The sequence below is a fragment of the Ruegeria sp. BC8 genome (assembly GCF_056535705.1).
In genome coordinates this window covers 2334152-2352434 of sequence record NZ_JBQFIV010000001.1, presented here as the reverse complement: position 1 = coordinate 2352434, position 18283 = coordinate 2334152, and the positions used below count along the sequence as shown (strand labels likewise).

Genomic DNA, 18283 nt, shown 5'->3' with positions numbered 1-18283 from the left:
CGGTCCCGCCCAACCCTAGTAGTCACGCTCGAAGAAAATCCCGATGCCGGTATCGCCGCGCCCATCTACGGTGCCGCGCACTGTCACGCTGTCGCTGACGTCCAGGTTCAGGTTCACCTCGGTGTCGCCTTCGGTGTTCACGGTGAAATCGGTGTACAGGTTGTCACTCAGATAAGCGCCGGCGCCCAGACGCCCGCCGCCGCCCTCGGTCGCGCCGACGTCGACGGTATCTACGCCCGTGGCGTCCCGAACGCCCTTGGTGGCATCGCCACCGGCACCGCTCAGCTGGGCCAGCGACGCGGCCATCTGGGCAATGACAAACGGGGACAGTTCGGAAAAGCGGTTGCCGAACAGCAGCATGGCCAGCGCCTCTTCGGCGGGGCGTTCGGGGTCCGAGAACACATCGACTGTCGGAGAATCCAGCGGGCCCGCGATTTCCAACGTCGCGGTTCCATCCGAAGTGCTGGCCGAGGATTCGAACTCGATATACGGCGTCAGGTCGCCCTGCAGGCTGACCACGCCCTTGGTCAGCGCCAGCCTCCGGCCAAGGATGTCCAGATTACCGCGGATCAGTTCGATCTGGCCCGATGGGATGACGGATTTGGTGGTGCCCTTGATGAAGATCGCACCGCCCAATTCAGCATTCACACCGCGGCCCCGCACGAAAACCGCCTTGGGGGCCAACAGGCTGATGTCGAGAGAGATGCGAGAGTCCGATTGCGACGTTTCCTCTTTTTCAACCAACTGCGCCCGTTCCCGAGTGACGTAGCTGGCATTGCTTTCGTTCACGTGTTCGATCTTCGGGATCGGCGCGGCCCCCACCGCGCCAGATGCCGCGGCCAGGTTGATGTTGGTCTCGCCAAACGTGATCTGCCCGACCAGCGAACTGTTCCCTGCCAAGGCGCCCGTCATTGCGATCTGGCCGTTCAACGTGGTCTCGTACAGAAGATTGTCCGTCAGGACGAGATTGTTGATTGCAGTTGTGATCTGCGCGTTGAACGGCGGTGTAAGGTCGACCGGGCCACTGACCGTGAATCCGCCTCCGGCGCGCATGCCGCCGCGCATCGAAATCGTTGCGCGGCTGTTGGCAAGGTCTACAGTTCCTCCGATATCGGTGATGGTCTGCCCAACGCTGGGGATCGCCATCGACGTCCCTGAGGTGGTGATCTGACCACTCAGTGACTCCAGCGCCGGCTTGCCCTTCAACGCCAGGTCGAACCGGGCCGATCCGTCGATCTTGTTGGGCGTGATGAAGATGTTTGCAATGCCCAAATTGACGCCGCCCTTTGCGGAGATGTCGGCATTGCCCGAGGCTTCGTCGTAGGTTCCTTTGACTGCACTGCTGATCTCGGCCGGTCCGGCGGCGTCGGCATCAATGGTCCACACGCCGTTCTGGCGCGTTGCATTGCCTTTCGCCGTCAAGCTGCCCGGAAACTCGGGCGCAAAACGTTCGACCCGATCGAACTTGGCGTCAAAGTCCAGGTCGGCCGAGCCATCCGTATTCACGCTGCCTACAAGATTGGCGTAGGACGTCTCCGGGCCGGTCACTCTGACCGTGCCCTCGACACCGCTGGATGTGGGGGCCACATTCCCATTCACCTTCAGCGGTCCAGTCAGGGTCTGTGAAACCCGGGCGAGGTCGTCCAACGCGGCGGAGAAGCTCAGCCCGCCGCTTTCGCGGCTCAAGATGCCGGATGCGTTGGCGGACAAGGCTGTCCCTGCAAGCCGGAAGTTTCGGATGTTCAACCCTTCATCGCCGTTCGATGCGTCGACTGTCAGCGTCGTCTGTCCGGGGATCAGCGCATCCACCGCTTCGATTCCGGTCAGGATGTCCTCTGCATTGATTTTGCCCTGCACGTCGAAGACTTTGCTGCCACGGGCCCCTCGACCGGTCACATCCGCTGTGACCGCGCCCGCCAACGTACGGCCTGCCAGTCCGGAAAAGACGGACAGGTCGGGGGCATCTACCTGCGCCTGACCGTCAAAAGCCAGGTTTCCGGTCGGATCGTCGATGGTTGCAGCGACTTGGGCATTCAGCGCGGCTGCGTCAACGGTTGCTTTTCGAATTTCGATCCGGTCACCGGTGCGGGCCCCGTCGAAGTTCAGGACAACGCGCCCGGTCACAAGCGGATCCACCTGATCCAGCCCGGTTTGCAGGTCTGTAGTCGTCACCTGCGCAGTGCCATCAAACTCAAGGGTCTGCACGGTGCCCTTGCCATCCACCTGGGCCTGAACGGCCCCCGCAAGATCGCGCTTGGCGAGGCCGGAGAATACTGAGAGGTCCGAGGCATTCACGCGGGCCTGGCCGTCGATGGTCAAATTGCCGTTCGGAGTGGTGACAGCGCCATCCGCCTGTGCGTTCAATGTTTCGCCGTCGATGGTGAAAGCGCGGATCAGGATGCCGTTTGCATCCCGCTTGGCGTCCAGCGTGATGTCCGTCCCGCCCGCGATGATGGGGTCGATGTCGCCCCGACCAGTGGACAGGTTTTGTCCGGAAACGGCCAGCTTGCCGTCAAAACTGCCCTCCAACGGCGAGCCCGCCCCCTCGACCCGGACCGACGCCCGGCCGCCCAGATCCAATTTGGCGACCTCCGAGAAACGAGACAGATCTGACGCCTCCACCGTTGCCGATCCGTCAATTTTCAGACCGCTTTCCAGCCCGTTGACGACCGCATCGGCGGTCGCTGAATAGTCGGTTCCCCCAAGTTCGAAACCCGAGAGTCGGAGCGATTTGTCCCGTCCGTATTCGAACAGGCCATCCAAGGTGACGCGATCGCCCACCGCTGTGTTCAGGGCAGGGTCAGCCAAGTCCAAACCGTCCAGAGAGGCTTGAAGATCTCCGGTCAGGTCCAGACCGCCGATCTGAGTCAGGGTGCCCTGTGCGGTCAACCGCGTGTGCGCAATCTGGACTTGGGGTGTGACAACATTCTCGGTCGTCAGGCTCAGATCCCAATGATTGCCGTTTTCGTGGTCGAACAGGGCAGAGAGCTGTGCGGCCTTGACGGATGTGTCTCCTCCACCGAATGGCAGGACGACGTCGTCCCCGGCCGGCGGCGATATCCGTGCCTGGACGGCTGCCAGTTGCAGCGCCCCGCCTGTTCCAAGGCTGAGCTGCGCTTCCAGTTTCAAAGCTTCGGACGTGATGTCCGCCTCGGTAATCTCCAGCGCACCTTCGGCTCCGGTACGGCCATCGACATACAGACGTGTATCCGTACCGAAGAAGGTATCCATGTTGGCGGCCAAAAATGGGGTCAGGTCGCCGCCCAAGTCGGCGGTAAAGGCAATGCCTTCGTCTGCCGCCCCTTCCGTCTTTTCTATCCCGCGCAGGCGCACCTGGCCCGAGACACGGTCGACATTGTCACTGCTCAGCCCGATATCCGCCGTGAAATCGGTGATCGGACCGGACCCTTTGGCCGTCAGGCCGATGGGTGGGCTGTCCGGTATTTTCAATGCGGTCGAAATCAACCCGCCTGACGCCTCGGAGACGGTCAGGTCCAGGTCGATTTGTCGGCTTTCGTTCTGGAAACCAGCCACAAGATTTATCTGATCTCCGGCCCGGTCCAACCGGTTGATGTCCAGCTTGGTGTCCAGCGCGCCATCGGCCAGATTCAGGTTTCCGTCCACTGAAAGGTCTGCTGCAACGCCTATCAGCGGTTCGCCCAGGGACAACTCGTTGACGCGCAGTTCACCGATCTCGATCGCCACGGGCAGTTCGGGCAGTTGAAAGGGTTCGGTCTCGGCGGTGGCGGCCGGTTCGTCTGTGGTGGTCTTGCCGGGTGCGCGTGCGATGTCGATTTCTTCGGCGGTCAGGGCGTTCACGGAAAACCGGCCGCGGATCAGGGCCAGCCGGTTCCAATCCAGCTCGGCGTTTTTGATGGTCAGCCAGACTCCTTCGTCGTCGGCCACCGTGATCTCCTGGATGCGTGCGCGAGAGCTCAGCGCGCCCTCCAGCCCGATGACCCGGATATTGCGGTTGTCCCCGGATAACGTGTTCTGCAGGAAATCGGTCAGCAGACCGCCACTCTCTTCCTCTTGCGCGGCCACGGGGCCGGACAGGGCAAAGGCGGTTGCCCCGACCGCCAGAGGATATGAAAGGTAGCGCCTCAAAATGCTTGCCCGATCCCGATATAGAACTGCAGCCCGTTGCCCGTGTCACCTTGCACAGGCACCGCCAGGTCCAGCCTTAGCGGGCCGAAGCCGCCCAGATCGTACCGAACGCCAAGGCCCGCGCCCGCGTGGTACTCGGCGCCACTGCCAATGAACGAAGACGTGTCCACGATACCGTAGTCGTAAAACCCAACAAGAGACAGCTTTTCAGTGACCTTGCCGCGCACCTCGCCCGACAGGCCAAGAAAGGACTTGCCGCCGGCAATGCCCGTGCCGACGGGGACACCAAGGCTTTCATAGGGCTGACCGCGAACGGTGCCCGCGCCGCCGGAGAAGAACAGGAAATCCGGTGTGACACCATCCGCCGGGGGGCCGAGTATCGATCCAAGTTGCACCCGCCCGGCCAGCACGATCCGGCCGCCAGTGCCCAGGCTGGTATAGGCGCGACCGTCGAAAAACAGGCGCAGCCCGGTATCCGTGCCCGAGATGCCGACAAAGGGCATGAACTGGCTGTCCAGGTAATACCCGCGGGTGGCGCTGACCTTGCTGTCGCGTTTGTCCCACTCGGACCGGAACGGAATGATGAAATACCGGAACTTGCGGCCGTCACCATAGGCGTCGTCAGCGTTCGAGAAGGAAAAGCCCACAGCCGCCTCGGCATACAACTCGTCCGAGAATGTCCGCCGTGCACCATAGGTCAGCGAGGCAACCGACACGCTGTAATTGTCGGTATTTCGGCGCTCGAGCAGCGCGCTCCAGAAGGTGTTGTCGTCGGGGCCCAATCGGTCAGGCTGATCCAGACGCAGACCCAACCGCCCGTCGATATCCTCTGACCCGCCGATATTTCGGATGGCGGCCTCAAAGCGTAGCCGCTGGGCGCGCCGGAACACGTTGCGGTGGGTCCAGGTCGCGGTCAGGTCCAAGCCATCGCGCGAGGCCAGTTCGGCCCCAAACGTCAGGCGGCGTTTGGGCAAGTCCTCGAAGGTGGCGTCGAAATCCAGCGTGCCGTCCGGGTTCGGCGTGTCCCGTTCCTGGATCGAGACGGTGCTGAACGTACCAGTCCGCCGCAGCCGTGTGCCGACCTTTTGCAACTTTTCGGGCGAGTAGACCTCGCCCGACGGGAAACCGGCGATTTTCTCGATCGAACTGTGGCGGACATCGGTGCCGCCTTCGATATACATCTTGCCGAACTTCAGGCGCGGCCCCTGGTCCAGGTCGATCCGGGCGTCCAGCTGGGCCTGTGCGTGCCGGGCGATGATCTGCTGATCGCGCAGTTTCGCTTTGGCGTGGCCCGCGTCCTTCCAGGCCTGAATCCCGGCCGAAGTCGCCTGTTGAATGGCGCCGGTCGTGGCCAGCTTGCCGGGGGCAAACTCTTCGGGCAATTCGGTATCGGGGGCCAAAGGCTGAACGACTGCGGTTCCGAAATTGTACGCTTTGCCGGGGCGAATGGTGATCGTTGCCCGATTGATCTGCGCAGGAACGCTCAGCGAGCTGAGATCTGCCGCTTCTTTCCCGTCCAGCTTGATGCTGACCGACGGGCCGAAATATCCTGCATCATAGAGAATTTGCACGATCGTTCGGTAATCCGACAACGCGGCTGACAGAACTTCAAGCGGCGTGTCCAGCCCCCGGTTGTCGGCAGTCATGACCGAGGACGTTTCCTCAATCTGCTTTTTCAAGTCGTCCGACAATCCTGGCGCTGCAAGCGATGTTTCCAGTGCCATCGCACACGTCGGGGCGAGGGCAAAAAACACACCCGCACACCAGTTCTTCAGACCGCCCCTACGTCTGCTCGCCTGCATCAAATGGCTCCACCTGTCCCGGGCCGCATTGATTTGCGCTGCTTGTCGCGGCGCCGCGATCCCTTGGAAAACAGTTAGACCATCTCAAACCGCTCAGGCAAAGAAATAAACGCGGTTTTCCCAGTTCCCATGCGAAGTTGTGGAAAAGCTGCCGCTACAGGCCCGCGTTTCGGAACCAGCGGATAATGGCCTCGCGGTCTTCGGGTTCCATATAGGTGACGTTGGCCGGCGGCATCGCGTGGCTGACTCCAGCCTGCAGATAGATTTGCTCGGCATTGCGCGCGATGTCACCTTCGGTCTCCAGAAGAACACCCTTGGGGGCCCAGAGGATTCCGTCCCAGACGGGCTCGCGCGCGTGGCACATGGAACAGCGCCCCAAGACTACGTCATGGGCTTCTTCAAAGCCGCTGGCCTGCACAAAGCGCTCCTCGAACTGGGTCAGAGGCTGCGCCTCGGCCTCTTCCAGCGGTTTGTACATCGGCGCAGTGGACAGCCACATGATGGCGATGAACAGCAGGGCCGTCACAAGCCAGGTCCAGGTCGGGTTGCCGGCCCGGGCGTGGCGCGTATTGAAGTAGTGCCGGATGGTGACACCCATCAGGAACACCAGCGCCGCGATGATCCAGTTGTATTCGGTCGCAAAGGCCAGCGGGTAATGGTTCGACAGCATCAGGAAGACCACCGGCAAAGTCAGATAGTTGTTGTGGGTCGAGCGCAGCTTGGCGATCTTGCCGTATTTCGGGTCCGGGGTGCGGCCGTTTTTCAGGTCATCCACCACGATCCGTTGGTTGGGCATGATGATAAAAAACACATTGGCCGTCATGATCGTGGCGGTGAAAGCGCCCAGATGCAGCATCATCGCGCGGCCAGTGAAGATCTGGTTGTATCCCCAACCCATCGCCACAAGCAGAACGAACAGTAGCAGCATCAGCAGGGTCGGACGCTCACCCAGGCCAGATTTGCACAGGAAGTCATAGATCAGCCAGCCCACGGTCAGCGACGCCGCCGAGATCAGGATGCCCTGCCAAAGCGCCAGATCGGCCTTCTGTGCGTCGATCAGATACAGCTCGCCGCCCACCCAATAGACGATCATCAACAAGGCCGCACCGCTGAGCCAGGTTGCATAGCTTTCCCATTTGAACCAGGTCAGGTGGTCGGGCATCCGCTCGGGCGCCACAAGGTATTTCTGAATATGGTAGAAGCCGCCGCCATGCACCTGCCATTCCTCGCCATCCGCAGGACCGGGGATGTCGCGGTTCAGGCCGAGGTCCAGCGCGATGAAATAGAATGACGATCCGATCCAGGCGATTGCCGTGATGACATGCAGCCACCGCACCGCAAATGCCATCCAGTCCCAGAACACGGCGAATTCATACATGCAAAGCTCTCCGATTGCTTGCCGACACACTAGGCAAACGGGATTTTCTTCGGTATTCCCGTATATTGTCAAACTGTATCAAAAAAAACGAAAAGATGTCCTATCTCGACAATATCCGTACCTTTGTCCGGGTCTATGATCTTGGCAGCATGTCCGCGGCCGGGCGCGATCTGCGAATCTCGCCAGCGGTGACTTCGGCGCGGATTTCCCAGCTCGAAGATCATTTGGGTGTGCGATTGTTCCAGCGTACGACCCGAAACCTCAGCCCGACCGAGCAGGGCCGGGCGTTCTACCCCGGTGCGGTTGCGGTTCTGGATGCCGTGAACGAGGCCGAGGCGCAGGTCGTGCACCTGACCGAAGCTCCCCGGGGATCGCTTTTCGTAGCGGCTCCACTGGGGGTCGGGCGACGGCTGTTGGCGCCTCAAGTGCCTGAATTTCTTGCCGACTACCCCGAGATTGACGTGCGGCTGCGTCTGACGGACAGGTCTGTTGATCTCACGACCGAAGGGCTGGATCTGGCGTTCTTCATCGGTCAACCCGAAGACAGCACTTTGCGAATCCGCAAAATCGCGGATTGCCAGCGCGTCTTGTGTGCTGCGCCAGACTATGTTGCGCGCCGGGGCATGCCCCGGACCGGGGCGGACCTGATCTCGGACCGGCACGAATGTCTGAACCTGCGATTCCCCGGAGCAACCGAGTTCCAATGGCTGCTGCAGACAGCCGAAGGACCCAAACGGTTTGCGGTGTCCGGGCGGTTCGAGTGCGACGATGGCGATGTTCTGACTGATTGGGCGCTGGCTGGGCAGGGGATCGCGATGAAACCCGTTTTTGAAGTGGCCGAGCATCTCAAGGCCGGGCGATTGGTGCCCGTTGCCGTCGACACGCCACCGGTTTCGGTCCAGATGGCGTGTCTCTACACGCATCGGCGTCATCAGGACCCCAAGGCGCGCCTGTTCATGGATTTCATGATCTCGCGGATCGGCGACGTGGTGCGGACGTCGCAGGTCTGAGGGGTCAGCTGCCCCGGTAGGTCGAATACCCGAATGGCGACAGTAAAAGCGGCACGTGGTAATGCGCCTCGGGGTCGGACATGCCAAACCGGATCGGTATTTGATCAAGGAAAAGAGGGTCTTCAACGGCTTGTCCGGAGGCACGTAGGTAGTCCCCCGCAAAGAAGATCAACTCGTAGATACCGGTCTTGAAAGTCTTTTCCGGCAGGATGGGACTGTCGGTGCGCCCGTCCGCGTTGGTTTCCATCTCAACCAGTTTCCGGTGCGAATTGCCGGACACCCGGTACAACGCGATTTTCAGCCCGTCGGCCGGACATCCGCGCGCCGTGTCCAGAACGTGGGTCGTCAGATAACCTGCCACGAGTTGCTCCTGCTGTTGTCTGCACGTTTCGTCTTCGGATGCCATTTTAGGCAATCCGGTTTGCATTGCCCATCTTGCGGCAAAGGCCATGGCACAGGGAACGCTGAAACAACCGGAAACAGCGTTCGGATTGATTTGATAATCCATCACGGTTTTATGGGATAAACCGAATGGAAGCCTGAAATTGAAGACGGAAAGCAGAATGCAGCCCCCCCGATACCCCCGCGACATGATTGGATACGGAGCCAACCCGCCAGAAGCCCAGTGGCCGGGTGGGGCCAAGCTAGCGGTGCAGATCGTGCTGAACTACGAAGAGGGCGGCGAAAACTGCGTGTTGCATGGCGACGCCGCGTCCGAGGCGTTTCTGTCCGAAATCGTCGGCGCCGCGCCTTGGCCGGGCCAGCGACATTGGAACATGGAATCCATCTATGAATACGGCGCCCGCGCCGGGTTCTGGCGGCTGCATCGCCTGATGGCCGACCTGCCGGTGACCGTCTATGGCGTGGCCACCGCGCTGGCGCGCTCGCCCGATCAGGTGGCGGCGATGAAGTCCGCCGGGTGGGAGATCGCCAGCCACGGCCTGAAATGGGTCGAACACAAGGACATGCCCGAAGACGAAGAGCGCGCCCAGATCGCCGAGGCGATCCGCCTGCATACCGAGGTGGTCGGAGACCGTCCGCGCGGCTGGTACACGGGGCGATGTTCGGACAACACCGTGCGGCTGGTGGCCGAGGAAGGCGGGTTTGCCTATGTGGCCGACACGTACGCCGACGATCTGCCTTATTGGGTGCACACCGGCGGGCGCGACCAGCTGATCGTGCCCTATACGTTGGACTGCAACGACATGCGCTTTGCCACGCCGCAGGGGTTCAACTCGGGCGAACAGTTCTTTGCGTATCTCCGCGACAGCTTCGATGCGCTCTATGCCGAGGGGCAGGCGGGCGCGCCCAAGATGTTGTCGATCGGTCTGCATTGCCGCCTGATCGGTCGGCCGGGCCGGGTGATGGCGCTGAAGCGGTTCCTGGACTATGCGCGCGGCTTCTCTGATGTGTGGTTCGCGACTCGGTTGCAGATTGCCGAACACTGGGCCGCGCATCATCCGCCGCAGGATCGCCCACGCCCCTCGCAGATGGACCGCGACGCCTTCGTGGCGGCCTATGGCGGCATTTTCGAACATTCACCCTGGATCGCCGAGCGCGCCTGGGCGCTGGAACTGGGTCCGGCGCACGATACGGCGGGCGGGCTGCACAACGCGCTGGCGCGGGTGTTCCGTTCGGCCTCGCCCGAGGAACGCCTGGGCGTTCTGACCGCGCATCCGGATCTGGCGGGCAAGCTGGCGCAGGCCAAACGCCTGACGGCCGAAAGCACGTCCGAGCAGGCCTCGGCCGGGTTGGACGCCCTGACCGACGCCGAGCGCGATGCCTTTACCGATCTGAATACGCGTTATACGCAGAAATTCGGCTTTCCCTTCATCATCGCGGTGCGCGACCACGACAAGGCCTCGATCCTGCAGGCGTTCCAGCGACGCATCGAGAATGACCGCGAGGCCGAACTCGCCGAAGCCTGCCGCCAGGTCGAGCGCATCGCCGAGTTCCGGCTGCGCGACGTGCTGCCCTCATGACGCGGGTCATTCCTATCGCGCCGCTTACGGCCCAAGCCTTTGCGCCGTTCGGCGACGTGCTCGAGGTTTCGGGCGCACCGGACAAGATCATCAACCAGGGTCAGTGCGGGCGGTATCACGACCGAGCGGTTCTGGACTTTGCGGACGGGCGCGCGGGGATCAGCCTGTTCGACGCCAACCCACGGACATTGCCCTATCAACTGGACATGGTCGAACGTCACCCTCTGGGCAGCCAGGCCTTCATTCCCATGTCCCACCAGCCGTTCCTGGTGATCGTCGCGCCGGATGAGGATGGCGTTCCCGGCCGGCCGCTGGCCTTCGTGACGCAACCGGGGCAGGGGGTAAACTATCATCGCGGCACGTGGCACGGCGTGCTGACGCCGCTGCACGCGCCAGGCCTTTTCGCGGTAGTCGACCGTATCGGTTCAGGCGCAAACCTCGAGGAGCACTGGTTCGACACCCCTTACGAGGTGGTTGAACGCTAAGCCAATTTTGAAGCCGCCGGAGAAGCGGCAAGACCCCCATGAGAAAACAGGGAGACAGTTGAGATCATGGCCGAAACTTCGATAGGAACACCCGATCAGCTTCGGGATCCGAATTACACGCCTGCGCTGCACAAGGCGATACCACTTGGGATTCAGCACGTTCTGGCAATGTTTGTGTCAAACGTGACCCCCGCCATCATCGTGGCCGGTGCGGCCGGGTTTGGCTTCGGGTCGAACTCGCCCGATTTTCCCGAGCTGCTGTATCTGATCCAGATGTCGATGCTGTTTGCAGGGTTGGCGACCTTGTTGCAGACCATCACGCTGGGCCCGGTTGGTGCGGCATTGCCCATCGTTCAGGGAACAAGCTTTGCGTTCCTGCCCATCATGATCCCATTGGTGGCTGGCAAGGGCGTTGAAGCCCTTGCCGCGCTGTTCGGAGGCGTTCTGATCGGCGGTATCTTTCACGCCTGCCTTGGGATGTTCATTGGCAAGATCCGCTTCGCTCTGCCGCCATTGGTCACCGGCCTTGTTGTGACGATGATCGGATTGGCACTGGTCAAGGTCGGCATCCAATATGCGGCGGGTGGTGTCCTTGCGATCGGTACGCCGGAATACGGATCGCTGCTCAACTGGTCTGCGGCACTGGTCGTCGTGATCGTCACGCTGGGCCTCAAGTTCTTTGCCCGCGGAATGCTGTCGGTGTCTGCGGTTCTGGTCGGATTGGCTGTCGGCTATGTCTACGCCCTGATGGTCGGAATGGTGACGTTCGAAGCCATTGGAACAAGCTGGTCGCGGGCCGCTGGTTTCGCGCTGCCGGTGCCCTTCAAATATGGGTTCGAATTCTCGCTGGCGGCGGTGATCGGGTTCTGCCTCATGGCTTTCGTGTCAGCGGTCGAGACCGTCGGTGACGTTTCGGGCATTACCAAAGGTGGCGCGGGTCGCGAGGCCACGGACAAAGAGATCGCGGGAGCGACCTACGCAGATGGTGTTGGCACGGCTGTCGCCGGTATCTTTGGCGGTTTGCCGAATACCTCGTTCAGTCAGAACGTTGGTCTGATCGCGATGACCGGTGTCATGAGCCGCCATGTCGTCACGATTGGTGCGCTCTTCCTGATCCTATGCGGACTTGTTCCGAAGGTCGGCGCCATCATACGCACTGTTCCGATCGAAGTTCTGGGGGGCGGTGTGATCGTCATGTTCGGCATGGTGGTGGCTGCCGGCATTTCGATGTTGTCCGACGTGGACTGGAACCGCCGCAACATGGTGATCTTCGCCATCTCGCTGTCGATCGGGCTCGGCTTGCAGCTGGAGCCCGGCGCGGTTCAGCACTTGCCGGACACAATCCGCATCCTGATGACAAGCGGACTGCTGCCCGCAGCGCTGATCGCCATCGTGCTGAACCTCATTCTGCCGCATGAACTGGCCGAGGAATCGACCGAAGAGGTCTCGGGCGGAATGGCCGGTCACGGCGCTGGCAGTTTGCCGCACGACTGAAACCTGTAACTCAGCCCTGCAGCGCCAAGCGCGCTGCGGGCTATTCCGTCTGAGCCATCATCCCGGCGACATCGAGCATACGGGCCGAAAAACCCCACTCATTGTCATACCATCCGAAAACCCGGACCTGATTTTGCCCGACGACACGTGTTTCCGGTCCGGCAATCACCAGCGATTCCGGTCGCGCACGCAGATCGGACGAGACCAGCGGCAAGTCGGTCCAGCCGAGCACCTTTGATGCCTCGACGGCGCGGCTCAATTCGGCAGAGAACAGCTCCGGATCCATTCCATTTTGCAGGGTCACGACCAGATCGATGGCCGAGACGCTGGCAGTGGGCACCCGCACCGCCGCACCGGAAATACGTCCGGCCAGATGGGGCAGAACCTCGTCGATCAGATGGGTCGCGCTTGACGTTGTGGGTACCATCGACAAGGCCCCGGCCCGCGACCGCGCCAGGTCGCCGCGCGGGGCGTCCACCATCGGCTGGCTGTTTGTGTAGCAGTGAATCGTGGTCATGTGCGCTGAGGCGATGCCCCCGATCTCGTCGATCACCTTGGCCAGCGGCGCCAGCGCGTTGGTGGTGCAGGACGCGTTCGACACAATCCGGGCACTGCCCAGCATGTCTTCGTTGGCACCCAAAACGATCGTTGTTTCGGCGGCCGGGGACGGGCCGGAAATCAGCACCTTGCCAGCCCCTGCCTGCAGGCCCCGGATTGCGACATCCGAACTGCGCGCGATACCCGTGCAATCCAGCATCACGTCCACGCCGGACAGATCGACATCGGCAAGGTCGTCGCTGTGGCTCAGTGGAATCGAATGTCCATCTACCTGCAAGGCCCCGGCGCTGGTTTCGACCGAACCGGCATAGGGGCCGAACGTGCTGTCGTACTTGAACAGATAGGCACAGGTCTCCAGCGGTGCGATGTCGTTGATCAGCACCACTTGAACATCCGAACCCGCTGGCAGGGCCATGACCTGCCGCAGGATCGTGCGGCCGATGCGGCCGAATCCGTTGATTGCGAGTTTCATGCGCAAGCTATGGCAGGCAGTTTGACCGACCTCAATGCCCGTATGGCGTCGCCGCTATCCGCAGCTGACCTGCGAGAAGAACTGGCCCGAAATATTCTGGTACATGCTTGACCGGATCACCTTGCACCCGGTTGCCTGCTGGATGGCCGCAATGGCCTGAACCGTGCGCAGGCGCGGTGGCGGGCCGAACGGGTTGAGGTTGTTGTTGTCGCGGGTCGCACGATACACGACAGGGGCATCCGCAACCTGCGTCACAGCCCATGTGCGGCTCATGACGGATACGGTTTTGGTCGCTTCCTTTGCCACGACCGGGGCGGTGTCGACGGCGACCATGAGGCCGATCATGGCCAGTGCCGTCAGAGGGGCGCGCAGTTTCATCGACCAATCTCCACGAATGAACAAAGCGAAATCACCTCTGATTTCAGCAAATTCCGCCGCCCCTGTGAACCCCTGCCGACGCAAAAGCCCGTTTTCAGGACCTTTTGCAGGTCATCGTGTGGACAGTTTCAACGGCATGTGCCGATTGACGTCCTTGTACAGTAGGTACCGGAATCGCCCCGGCCCACCCGCGTAGCAGGCTTGAGGACAGAACGCGCGCAACCACATGTAGTCACCGGCCTCGACCTCGACCCAATCCTGGTTCAGTCGATAGACGGCCTTGCCCTCAAGCACATAAAGCCCGTGCTCCATGACATGCGTTTCGGCAAAGGGGATGACCCCACCTGGTTCAAACGTGACAATGTTCACATGCATGTCATGGCGCAGATCACTTGGATCCGCGAAGCGCGTGGTGGCCCACCGACCTTCGGTGCCGGGCATTGGGGTTGGGGCGACGTCGCGTTCGTTGGTGATGATCGGATCGGGGGCCGGCAATCCGGGTACGGCCTCATAGGCCTTGCGTACCCAATGGAACCGGGCCACGGCGTCAGAGCGGTTGTGCAGGGTCCAATCGGACCCGGGCGGAATGTAGGCATAGCCCCCTGTGTCCAGCACGTGGACCTGCCCCGCAAGGGTCAGGGTAACCGACCCTTCGACGACGAAGACCACGCCTTGAGCCTCCGGGTCCGTCTCGGGCCTGTCGCTGCCGCCGCCCGGCTGGACCTCCATGATGTATTGCGAAAACGTCTCGGCAAACCCGCTGAGGGGGCGCGAAAGGACCCACAGTCGGGTCTGTTCCCAAAACGGCAGAAAGCTGGTCACGATGTCGCGCATCGTGCCTTTAGGGATGACGGCATAGGCGTCAGTGAACATGGCGCGGTCGGTCAGCAGCTGAGTCTGGTCCGGAAGCCCGCCGGTGGGCGCGTAGTAGTTTTGATGAGCCATTCCTGTGCCTCAAGCTTGGTTTGCGATTACTATGGTCGCATCAGCGGCGGGCCGATAGCGCCGGCAGTCCGATAGGTTTGTTCGGCATTATTTGAAGGTCCGGCCGCGGGGGCTTGGCCCTGATTGCATGGATGTATATTCTTGGTGCAGATAAATTTTAACGAAAGCGAGTTTCGCATGACTGTCCGGTTGCCTGCTGCCCTGTTTGCGCTGTTTTTGTCGGGTGTCGTGGGGGCGGTCGATGCCAAGCCTCTGTCCCGGATCATCGCCGAAATGGGGCTGAGCCCGGACGACTATCAGGTTCTGGACGCGACGACGTCTTCGATGCTGTCAGGCGGAACCCCAAGCGTCGGGCAGGAGCGCAACTGGGTCAACGAGAAAACGGGCACCAAAGGCACGGTTAGGATACGGGACGTGAAGGATAACTGCGTTCACTTCCAGCACTTTGTGCAGCCGTCCGGGGCGGCGCCCAACCCGGAAATCCGCACTCGCCAGTGTAAGGATGCCAGCGGTAATTGGGTTCTGACGCCGTAATCGCGGCTCAGTAACCGCGGCTGCGATCAACCTCGTGCAGCAGGGGCTGACCTGCGCTCAGCCGCAGATAGTTCTGGGCGACATCCGCCAACGCATCACCCAGATGCCATCCCGACACATGCGGTGTGATCGTGACCGCCGGGTGCCGCCATAAGGGGCTGTCTTTGGGCAACGGCTCTTGTGCGGTCACATCGAGAACCGCGTGCCCAAGACGACCCCGGTCAAGTGCCTCGATCAAGGCTTCCTCGTCGATCAGGTCGCCACGTCCCGCATTCAACAACTGGCTGCCGTCCTTCATCGCGCCGAGCATTTCTGCGTCAAACAAGCCGATGGTTTCGGGGGTCGAGGGCAGGATCGCGCAGACATGGTCGCAACAGCGCAGCATTCCCGGCAAAGCATCCTGCCCGTGCAGACAGGTCACATCTTCGATTTGCTTGGGCGACCGGCTCCAGCCGATGACCTGGAACCCGACATCGCGCAGCATGAGGGCGGTACGGCTGCCGATATGGCCCAGCCCCAGAACTCCGACTACGGTGTCAGATGTCAGCACCGGCGCTTTCGGCCGCCACTCGGCCCGCCGCTGAGCGTCCGCGTGAAAGCCCATGTTCCGGTGAGCGTACAGGATATAGGCCAGAAACCACTCTGCGATGCCTTGCGCCGGGGCGTCCGGCTTCAGGCGGGCCACGCGGACATGCGCGGGCAGGGCGGGGTTCGACACGATTGTCTCGACCCCGGCGCCCAACTTTTGCACCAGCTGCAGATTGGGTACGCGGCTCGCGTGATCGTCTCGCAGGCCGACAACCGCCACCATTGTGACCTCGGCCGGGTCGCCAATGGTGCTTGGCGTGCGCACATCGGCCGTTGGTGCATGTCGCCGTACCTCTTCGGCAATCTCGGCATCGCTCATCCAGTCGGACAGGCCGGTATCGATCAACAACGCCATCTGCGCCCCTCTTCCGTTTCAAATTGATTGCAAGTGACGTGCCGTCACGCGGCTGGACACAGTTGCCGCAGCTAAGCCATCCTCGGCGCAAAGGTAAAGCCCGGTTCCGGGATCTACGGAGGATTCTTCATGAACATGTCATTCGTTTTGCGCGAGGAGAACGGGGCGCTGCTGGAGCGGGTCCGCGACATGATCCGCAACGAAATCATGCCCCTGGAAGAGGAATACCAGGCCGAGATCAACAAGGGCGACCGCTGGCAGTACACCGAACGCCAGGCCGAGATCCTGGAGGGGTTGAAGGCCAAGGCCAAGGCGGCCGGTCTGTGGAATTTCTGGCTGACCGACAGCGACAAGGGGTTCGGCTTGACCACGGTCGAATACGCCTATTTCGCCGAAGAGATGGGCAAGACCCCGCTGGGCGCCGAGGTGTTCAACTGTTCCGCCCCCGACACCGGCAACATGGAGGTGTTCGAGCGCTACGGCACCGAGAAGATGAAAGAACAGTGGCTCAGGCCGCTGCTCGAGGGCGAGATCCGCTCGGCCTATCTGATGACCGAGCCCGACGTGGCCTCGTCGGATGCCACGAATATCTCGATGTCCTGCGTGCGGGACGGGGATGACTATGTTCTGAATGGCGAGAAATGGTGGTCGTCCGGCGCGGGCGATCCGCGCTGCAAGGTCTACATCGTGATGGTCAAGACCGGCGGCGACGACCTGCCCAAGCACAAGCGCCAGTCGATGATCGTGGTGCCCGCCGACACGCCCGGGATCGAGATCCTGCGCCCGATGGAAGTGTACGGCCATGACGACGCGCCGCACGGGCACATGCATATTCGGTTTACCGATGTCCGGGTGCCGGCCGAGAACATCCTGCTGGGCGAGGGCCGCGGGTTCGAAATCGCGCAGGGGCGCCTCGGGCCCGGTCGTATCCATCACTGCATGCGCGCGATCGGCCAGGCCGAGATGGCGCTGGAGCAGATGTGCAAACGCGCCCTGCAGCGCGAAGCCTTCGGCAAGAAGCTGGCGCAACTGGGTGCCAATTTCGACATCATCGCCGAGTGCCGGATGGAGATCGAGATGGCCCGCCTGCTGTGTCTGAAGGCCGCGTGGTACATGGATCAGGGCGATGCGCGCGCGGCGGCCCCGTGGATCAGCCAGATCAAGGTCGTGGCACCGCGCGTTGCGCTGAAGGTAATCGACGAGGCGGTGCAGATGTTCGGCGGGCAGGGCGTCAGCCAGGATACGCCGCTGGCCACCGCCTGGACGCATGTGCGCACGCTGCGGCTGGCCGATGGCCCGGATGCGGTGCATCGCCGTCAGGTTGCGCGGGCCGAACTGAAAAAGCATACCCAGGAAAAGATCTGACATGCAGGACGCGGCGATGCAGCCAGTGGTGGGTAAGACCGCTTATTTCCGGGTCGCGCCCGACGGGGCCTTTGTCGGAAATGACCCGGCGCGCGGGCCGTGGTCGGCTGACCACTGTCATGCCGGCCCGGTTGCGGGCCTGATCGTGCGCGCGGCCGAGATCGAGGTCGGCCCCGACAAGATGCTGACCCGCCTGACCGTCGATCTGCTGCGCCCGCTGCCTCTGTCCGGTCTTCGCGTGGCCGCCGAGACCGTGCGCCACACCAAGACGCTGGCCACCACGCGCGTCACGGTGCATGACCTGGACGATACGCTGTGCGCGACCGCCACCACGATGCATCTGGCGCGCCGGGATCTGGGGCCGGTGCCGAATGTGGCGATCCAAGGCCCCGACCTGTCGCAGATCGAAGACGGCCCGTTTCCCATCGGCGAAATGCGGCATGACCTGCCCGGCTTTGCCCATCATTCCGAGGTGGCCTATCCCAAAGGCGGCAACCAGGGGGCGGGGCCGAAAACCATCTGGATGCGCACCCCGCCTCTGCTCGAGGGCGAAACCCCCTCGCCGATCCAGTCGTTGTGCCCGCTGGCCGATTGCGGCAACGGAATTTCGTGGAATGCGCCGACCTCGGAAATGGGGTTCATGAACACCGACCTGACGGTGCAGATCCACCGCGAGCCGACCTCCGACTGGCTCGCCTCGGACTCCGTGTCGCACTGGCAGCCCAGCGGCATCGGGATGTCGCAGTCGGTTCTGTACGATACCCAAGGCCCAATCGGCACGGCGCTGCAGACGCTGGTCCTGTTTCCGCCGAAATGAGCGGCAAAATCCG

At 62.1% G+C, this 18283-nt stretch carries 15 protein-coding genes; 7 read left to right on the top strand and 8 right to left on the bottom strand.

The window, feature by feature from the left end; all coding sequences use genetic code 11:
* Positions 1 to 15 precede the first annotated feature (15 nt).
* From ACR3EK_RS11900 to ACR3EK_RS11890, 3 genes are all read right to left on the bottom strand, one after another.
* Positions 16 to 4107 carry a translocation/assembly module TamB domain-containing protein gene (locus tag ACR3EK_RS11900; RefSeq protein WP_480633471.1) on the bottom strand — a complete coding sequence of 1364 codons (4092 nt, stop codon included), beginning with the start codon at positions 4105 to 4107 and terminating at the stop codon, positions 16 to 18.
* Entirely contained in the window at positions 4104 to 5831 is a 1728-nt protein-coding gene (locus tag ACR3EK_RS11895; protein ID WP_480633470.1) for an autotransporter assembly complex protein TamA, read from the bottom strand. The genes ACR3EK_RS11900 and ACR3EK_RS11895 overlap by 4 nt, the downstream gene beginning before the upstream one ends.
* 232 nt (positions 5832 to 6063) lie before the next feature.
* The gene (locus tag ACR3EK_RS11890; protein ID WP_170366689.1) at positions 6064 to 7287 is read right to left on the bottom strand and encodes a urate hydroxylase PuuD; all 1224 of its coding nucleotides are present in this window, start codon (positions 7285 to 7287) and stop codon (positions 6064 to 6066) included.
* Between the two features lie 95 nt (positions 7288 to 7382).
* Here ACR3EK_RS11890 and ACR3EK_RS11885 point away from each other — a divergent pair, with 95 nt between their 5' ends.
* Positions 7383 to 8297: a LysR family transcriptional regulator gene (locus ACR3EK_RS11885; protein WP_093963045.1), complete on the top strand. Its 915-nt coding sequence runs from the start codon at positions 7383 to 7385 to the stop codon at positions 8295 to 8297.
* Between the two features lie 4 nt (positions 8298 to 8301).
* Here the strand turns inward: ACR3EK_RS11885 and uraH are convergent, their stop codons facing one another.
* Entirely contained in the window at positions 8302 to 8658 is a 357-nt protein-coding gene (gene uraH / locus ACR3EK_RS11880) for a hydroxyisourate hydrolase (protein ID WP_170337485.1), read from the bottom strand.
* Between the two features lie 202 nt (positions 8659 to 8860).
* Between uraH and puuE the strand changes: the two genes are divergently transcribed.
* The 3 genes from puuE (at position 8861) to ACR3EK_RS11865 (ending at position 12258) form a co-directional block, all read left to right on the top strand.
* The gene (gene puuE / locus ACR3EK_RS11875; RefSeq protein ID WP_480633469.1) at positions 8861 to 10279 is read left to right on the top strand and encodes an allantoinase PuuE; all 1419 of its coding nucleotides are present in this window, start codon (positions 8861 to 8863) and stop codon (positions 10277 to 10279) included.
* Positions 10276 to 10764: an ureidoglycolate lyase gene (locus tag ACR3EK_RS11870; protein WP_480633468.1), complete on the top strand. Its 489-nt coding sequence runs from the start codon at positions 10276 to 10278 to the stop codon at positions 10762 to 10764. Before puuE ends, ACR3EK_RS11870 begins: the two co-directional genes overlap by 4 nt.
* Before the next feature lie 66 nt (positions 10765 to 10830).
* A complete protein-coding gene (locus ACR3EK_RS11865) occupies positions 10831 to 12258 on the top strand; it encodes a uracil-xanthine permease family protein (protein WP_480633467.1) in 1428 nt (475 codons plus the stop codon).
* 40 nt (positions 12259 to 12298) lie between these two features.
* Here ACR3EK_RS11865 and ACR3EK_RS11860 read toward each other — a convergent pair whose 3' ends face one another.
* From ACR3EK_RS11860 to ACR3EK_RS11850, 3 genes are all read right to left on the bottom strand, one after another.
* A complete protein-coding gene (locus ACR3EK_RS11860) occupies positions 12299 to 13288 on the bottom strand; it encodes a type I glyceraldehyde-3-phosphate dehydrogenase (RefSeq protein ID WP_170435366.1) in 990 nt (329 codons plus the stop codon).
* Positions 13289 to 13342: 54 nt separating this feature from the next.
* Positions 13343 to 13666, bottom strand: coding sequence for a hypothetical protein (locus tag ACR3EK_RS11855; protein ID WP_170337821.1), 324 nt, complete (start codon positions 13664 to 13666; stop codon positions 13343 to 13345).
* Positions 13667 to 13777: 111 nt separating this feature from the next.
* Positions 13778 to 14611 carry a bifunctional allantoicase/(S)-ureidoglycine aminohydrolase gene (locus ACR3EK_RS11850; protein ID WP_260063421.1) on the bottom strand — a complete coding sequence of 278 codons (834 nt, stop codon included), beginning with the start codon at positions 14609 to 14611 and terminating at the stop codon, positions 13778 to 13780.
* A gap of 177 nt (positions 14612 to 14788) precedes the next feature.
* Between ACR3EK_RS11850 and ACR3EK_RS11845 the strand changes: the two genes are divergently transcribed.
* The gene (locus tag ACR3EK_RS11845) at positions 14789 to 15145 is read left to right on the top strand and encodes a hypothetical protein (RefSeq protein ID WP_480633466.1); all 357 of its coding nucleotides are present in this window, start codon (positions 14789 to 14791) and stop codon (positions 15143 to 15145) included.
* Positions 15146 to 15152: 7 nt separating this feature from the next.
* On the opposite strand, the gene ACR3EK_RS11840 is transcribed toward ACR3EK_RS11845, so the two are convergent.
* On the bottom strand, positions 15153 to 16088 hold the full coding sequence (locus ACR3EK_RS11840) for a 2-hydroxyacid dehydrogenase (protein ID WP_480633465.1): 936 nt from the start codon (positions 16086 to 16088) through the stop codon (positions 15153 to 15155).
* 129 nt (positions 16089 to 16217) lie between these two features.
* Here ACR3EK_RS11840 and ACR3EK_RS11835 point away from each other — a divergent pair, with 129 nt between their 5' ends.
* Positions 16218 to 17453 carry an acyl-CoA dehydrogenase family protein gene (locus ACR3EK_RS11835; RefSeq protein ID WP_480633464.1) on the top strand — a complete coding sequence of 412 codons (1236 nt, stop codon included), beginning with the start codon at positions 16218 to 16220 and terminating at the stop codon, positions 17451 to 17453.
* Between the two features lies 1 nt (position 17454).
* Positions 17455 to 18270, top strand: coding sequence for a thioesterase family protein (locus ACR3EK_RS11830; protein ID WP_254429346.1), 816 nt, complete (start codon positions 17455 to 17457; stop codon positions 18268 to 18270).
* Positions 18271 to 18283 lie beyond the last annotated feature (13 nt).

What these genes read in the sequence shown, in the direction of transcription:
- ACR3EK_RS11870 (WP_480633468.1), top strand. Translation starts at nt 10,276, where the DNA reads ATGACGCGGGTCATTCCTATCGCGCCGCTTACGGCCCAAGCCTTTGCG.
- ACR3EK_RS11835 (WP_480633464.1), top strand. Translation starts at nt 16,218, where the DNA reads ATGAACATGTCATTCGTTTTGCGCGAGGAGAACGGGGCGCTGCTGGAG.
- ACR3EK_RS11830 (WP_254429346.1), top strand. Translation starts at nt 17,455, where the DNA reads ATGCAGGACGCGGCGATGCAGCCAGTGGTGGGTAAGACCGCTTATTTC.
- ACR3EK_RS11865 (WP_480633467.1), top strand. Translation starts at nt 10,831, where the DNA reads ATGGCCGAAACTTCGATAGGAACACCCGATCAGCTTCGGGATCCGAAT.
- puuE (WP_480633469.1), top strand. Translation starts at nt 8,861, where the DNA reads ATGCAGCCCCCCCGATACCCCCGCGACATGATTGGATACGGAGCCAAC.
- ACR3EK_RS11885 (WP_093963045.1), top strand. Translation starts at nt 7,383, where the DNA reads ATGTCCTATCTCGACAATATCCGTACCTTTGTCCGGGTCTATGATCTT.
- ACR3EK_RS11855 (WP_170337821.1), bottom strand. Translation starts at nt 13,666, where the DNA reads ATGAAACTGCGCGCCCCTCTGACGGCACTGGCCATGATCGGCCTCATG.
- ACR3EK_RS11840 (WP_480633465.1), bottom strand. Translation starts at nt 16,088, where the DNA reads ATGGCGTTGTTGATCGATACCGGCCTGTCCGACTGGATGAGCGATGCC.
- ACR3EK_RS11895 (WP_480633470.1), bottom strand. Translation starts at nt 5,831, where the DNA reads ATGGCACTGGAAACATCGCTTGCAGCGCCAGGATTGTCGGACGACTTG.
- ACR3EK_RS11845 (WP_480633466.1), top strand. Translation starts at nt 14,789, where the DNA reads ATGACTGTCCGGTTGCCTGCTGCCCTGTTTGCGCTGTTTTTGTCGGGT.
- ACR3EK_RS11860 (WP_170435366.1), bottom strand. Translation starts at nt 13,288, where the DNA reads ATGAAACTCGCAATCAACGGATTCGGCCGCATCGGCCGCACGATCCTG.
- ACR3EK_RS11850 (WP_260063421.1), bottom strand. Translation starts at nt 14,611, where the DNA reads ATGGCTCATCAAAACTACTACGCGCCCACCGGCGGGCTTCCGGACCAG.
- ACR3EK_RS11890 (WP_170366689.1), bottom strand. Translation starts at nt 7,287, where the DNA reads ATGTATGAATTCGCCGTGTTCTGGGACTGGATGGCATTTGCGGTGCGG.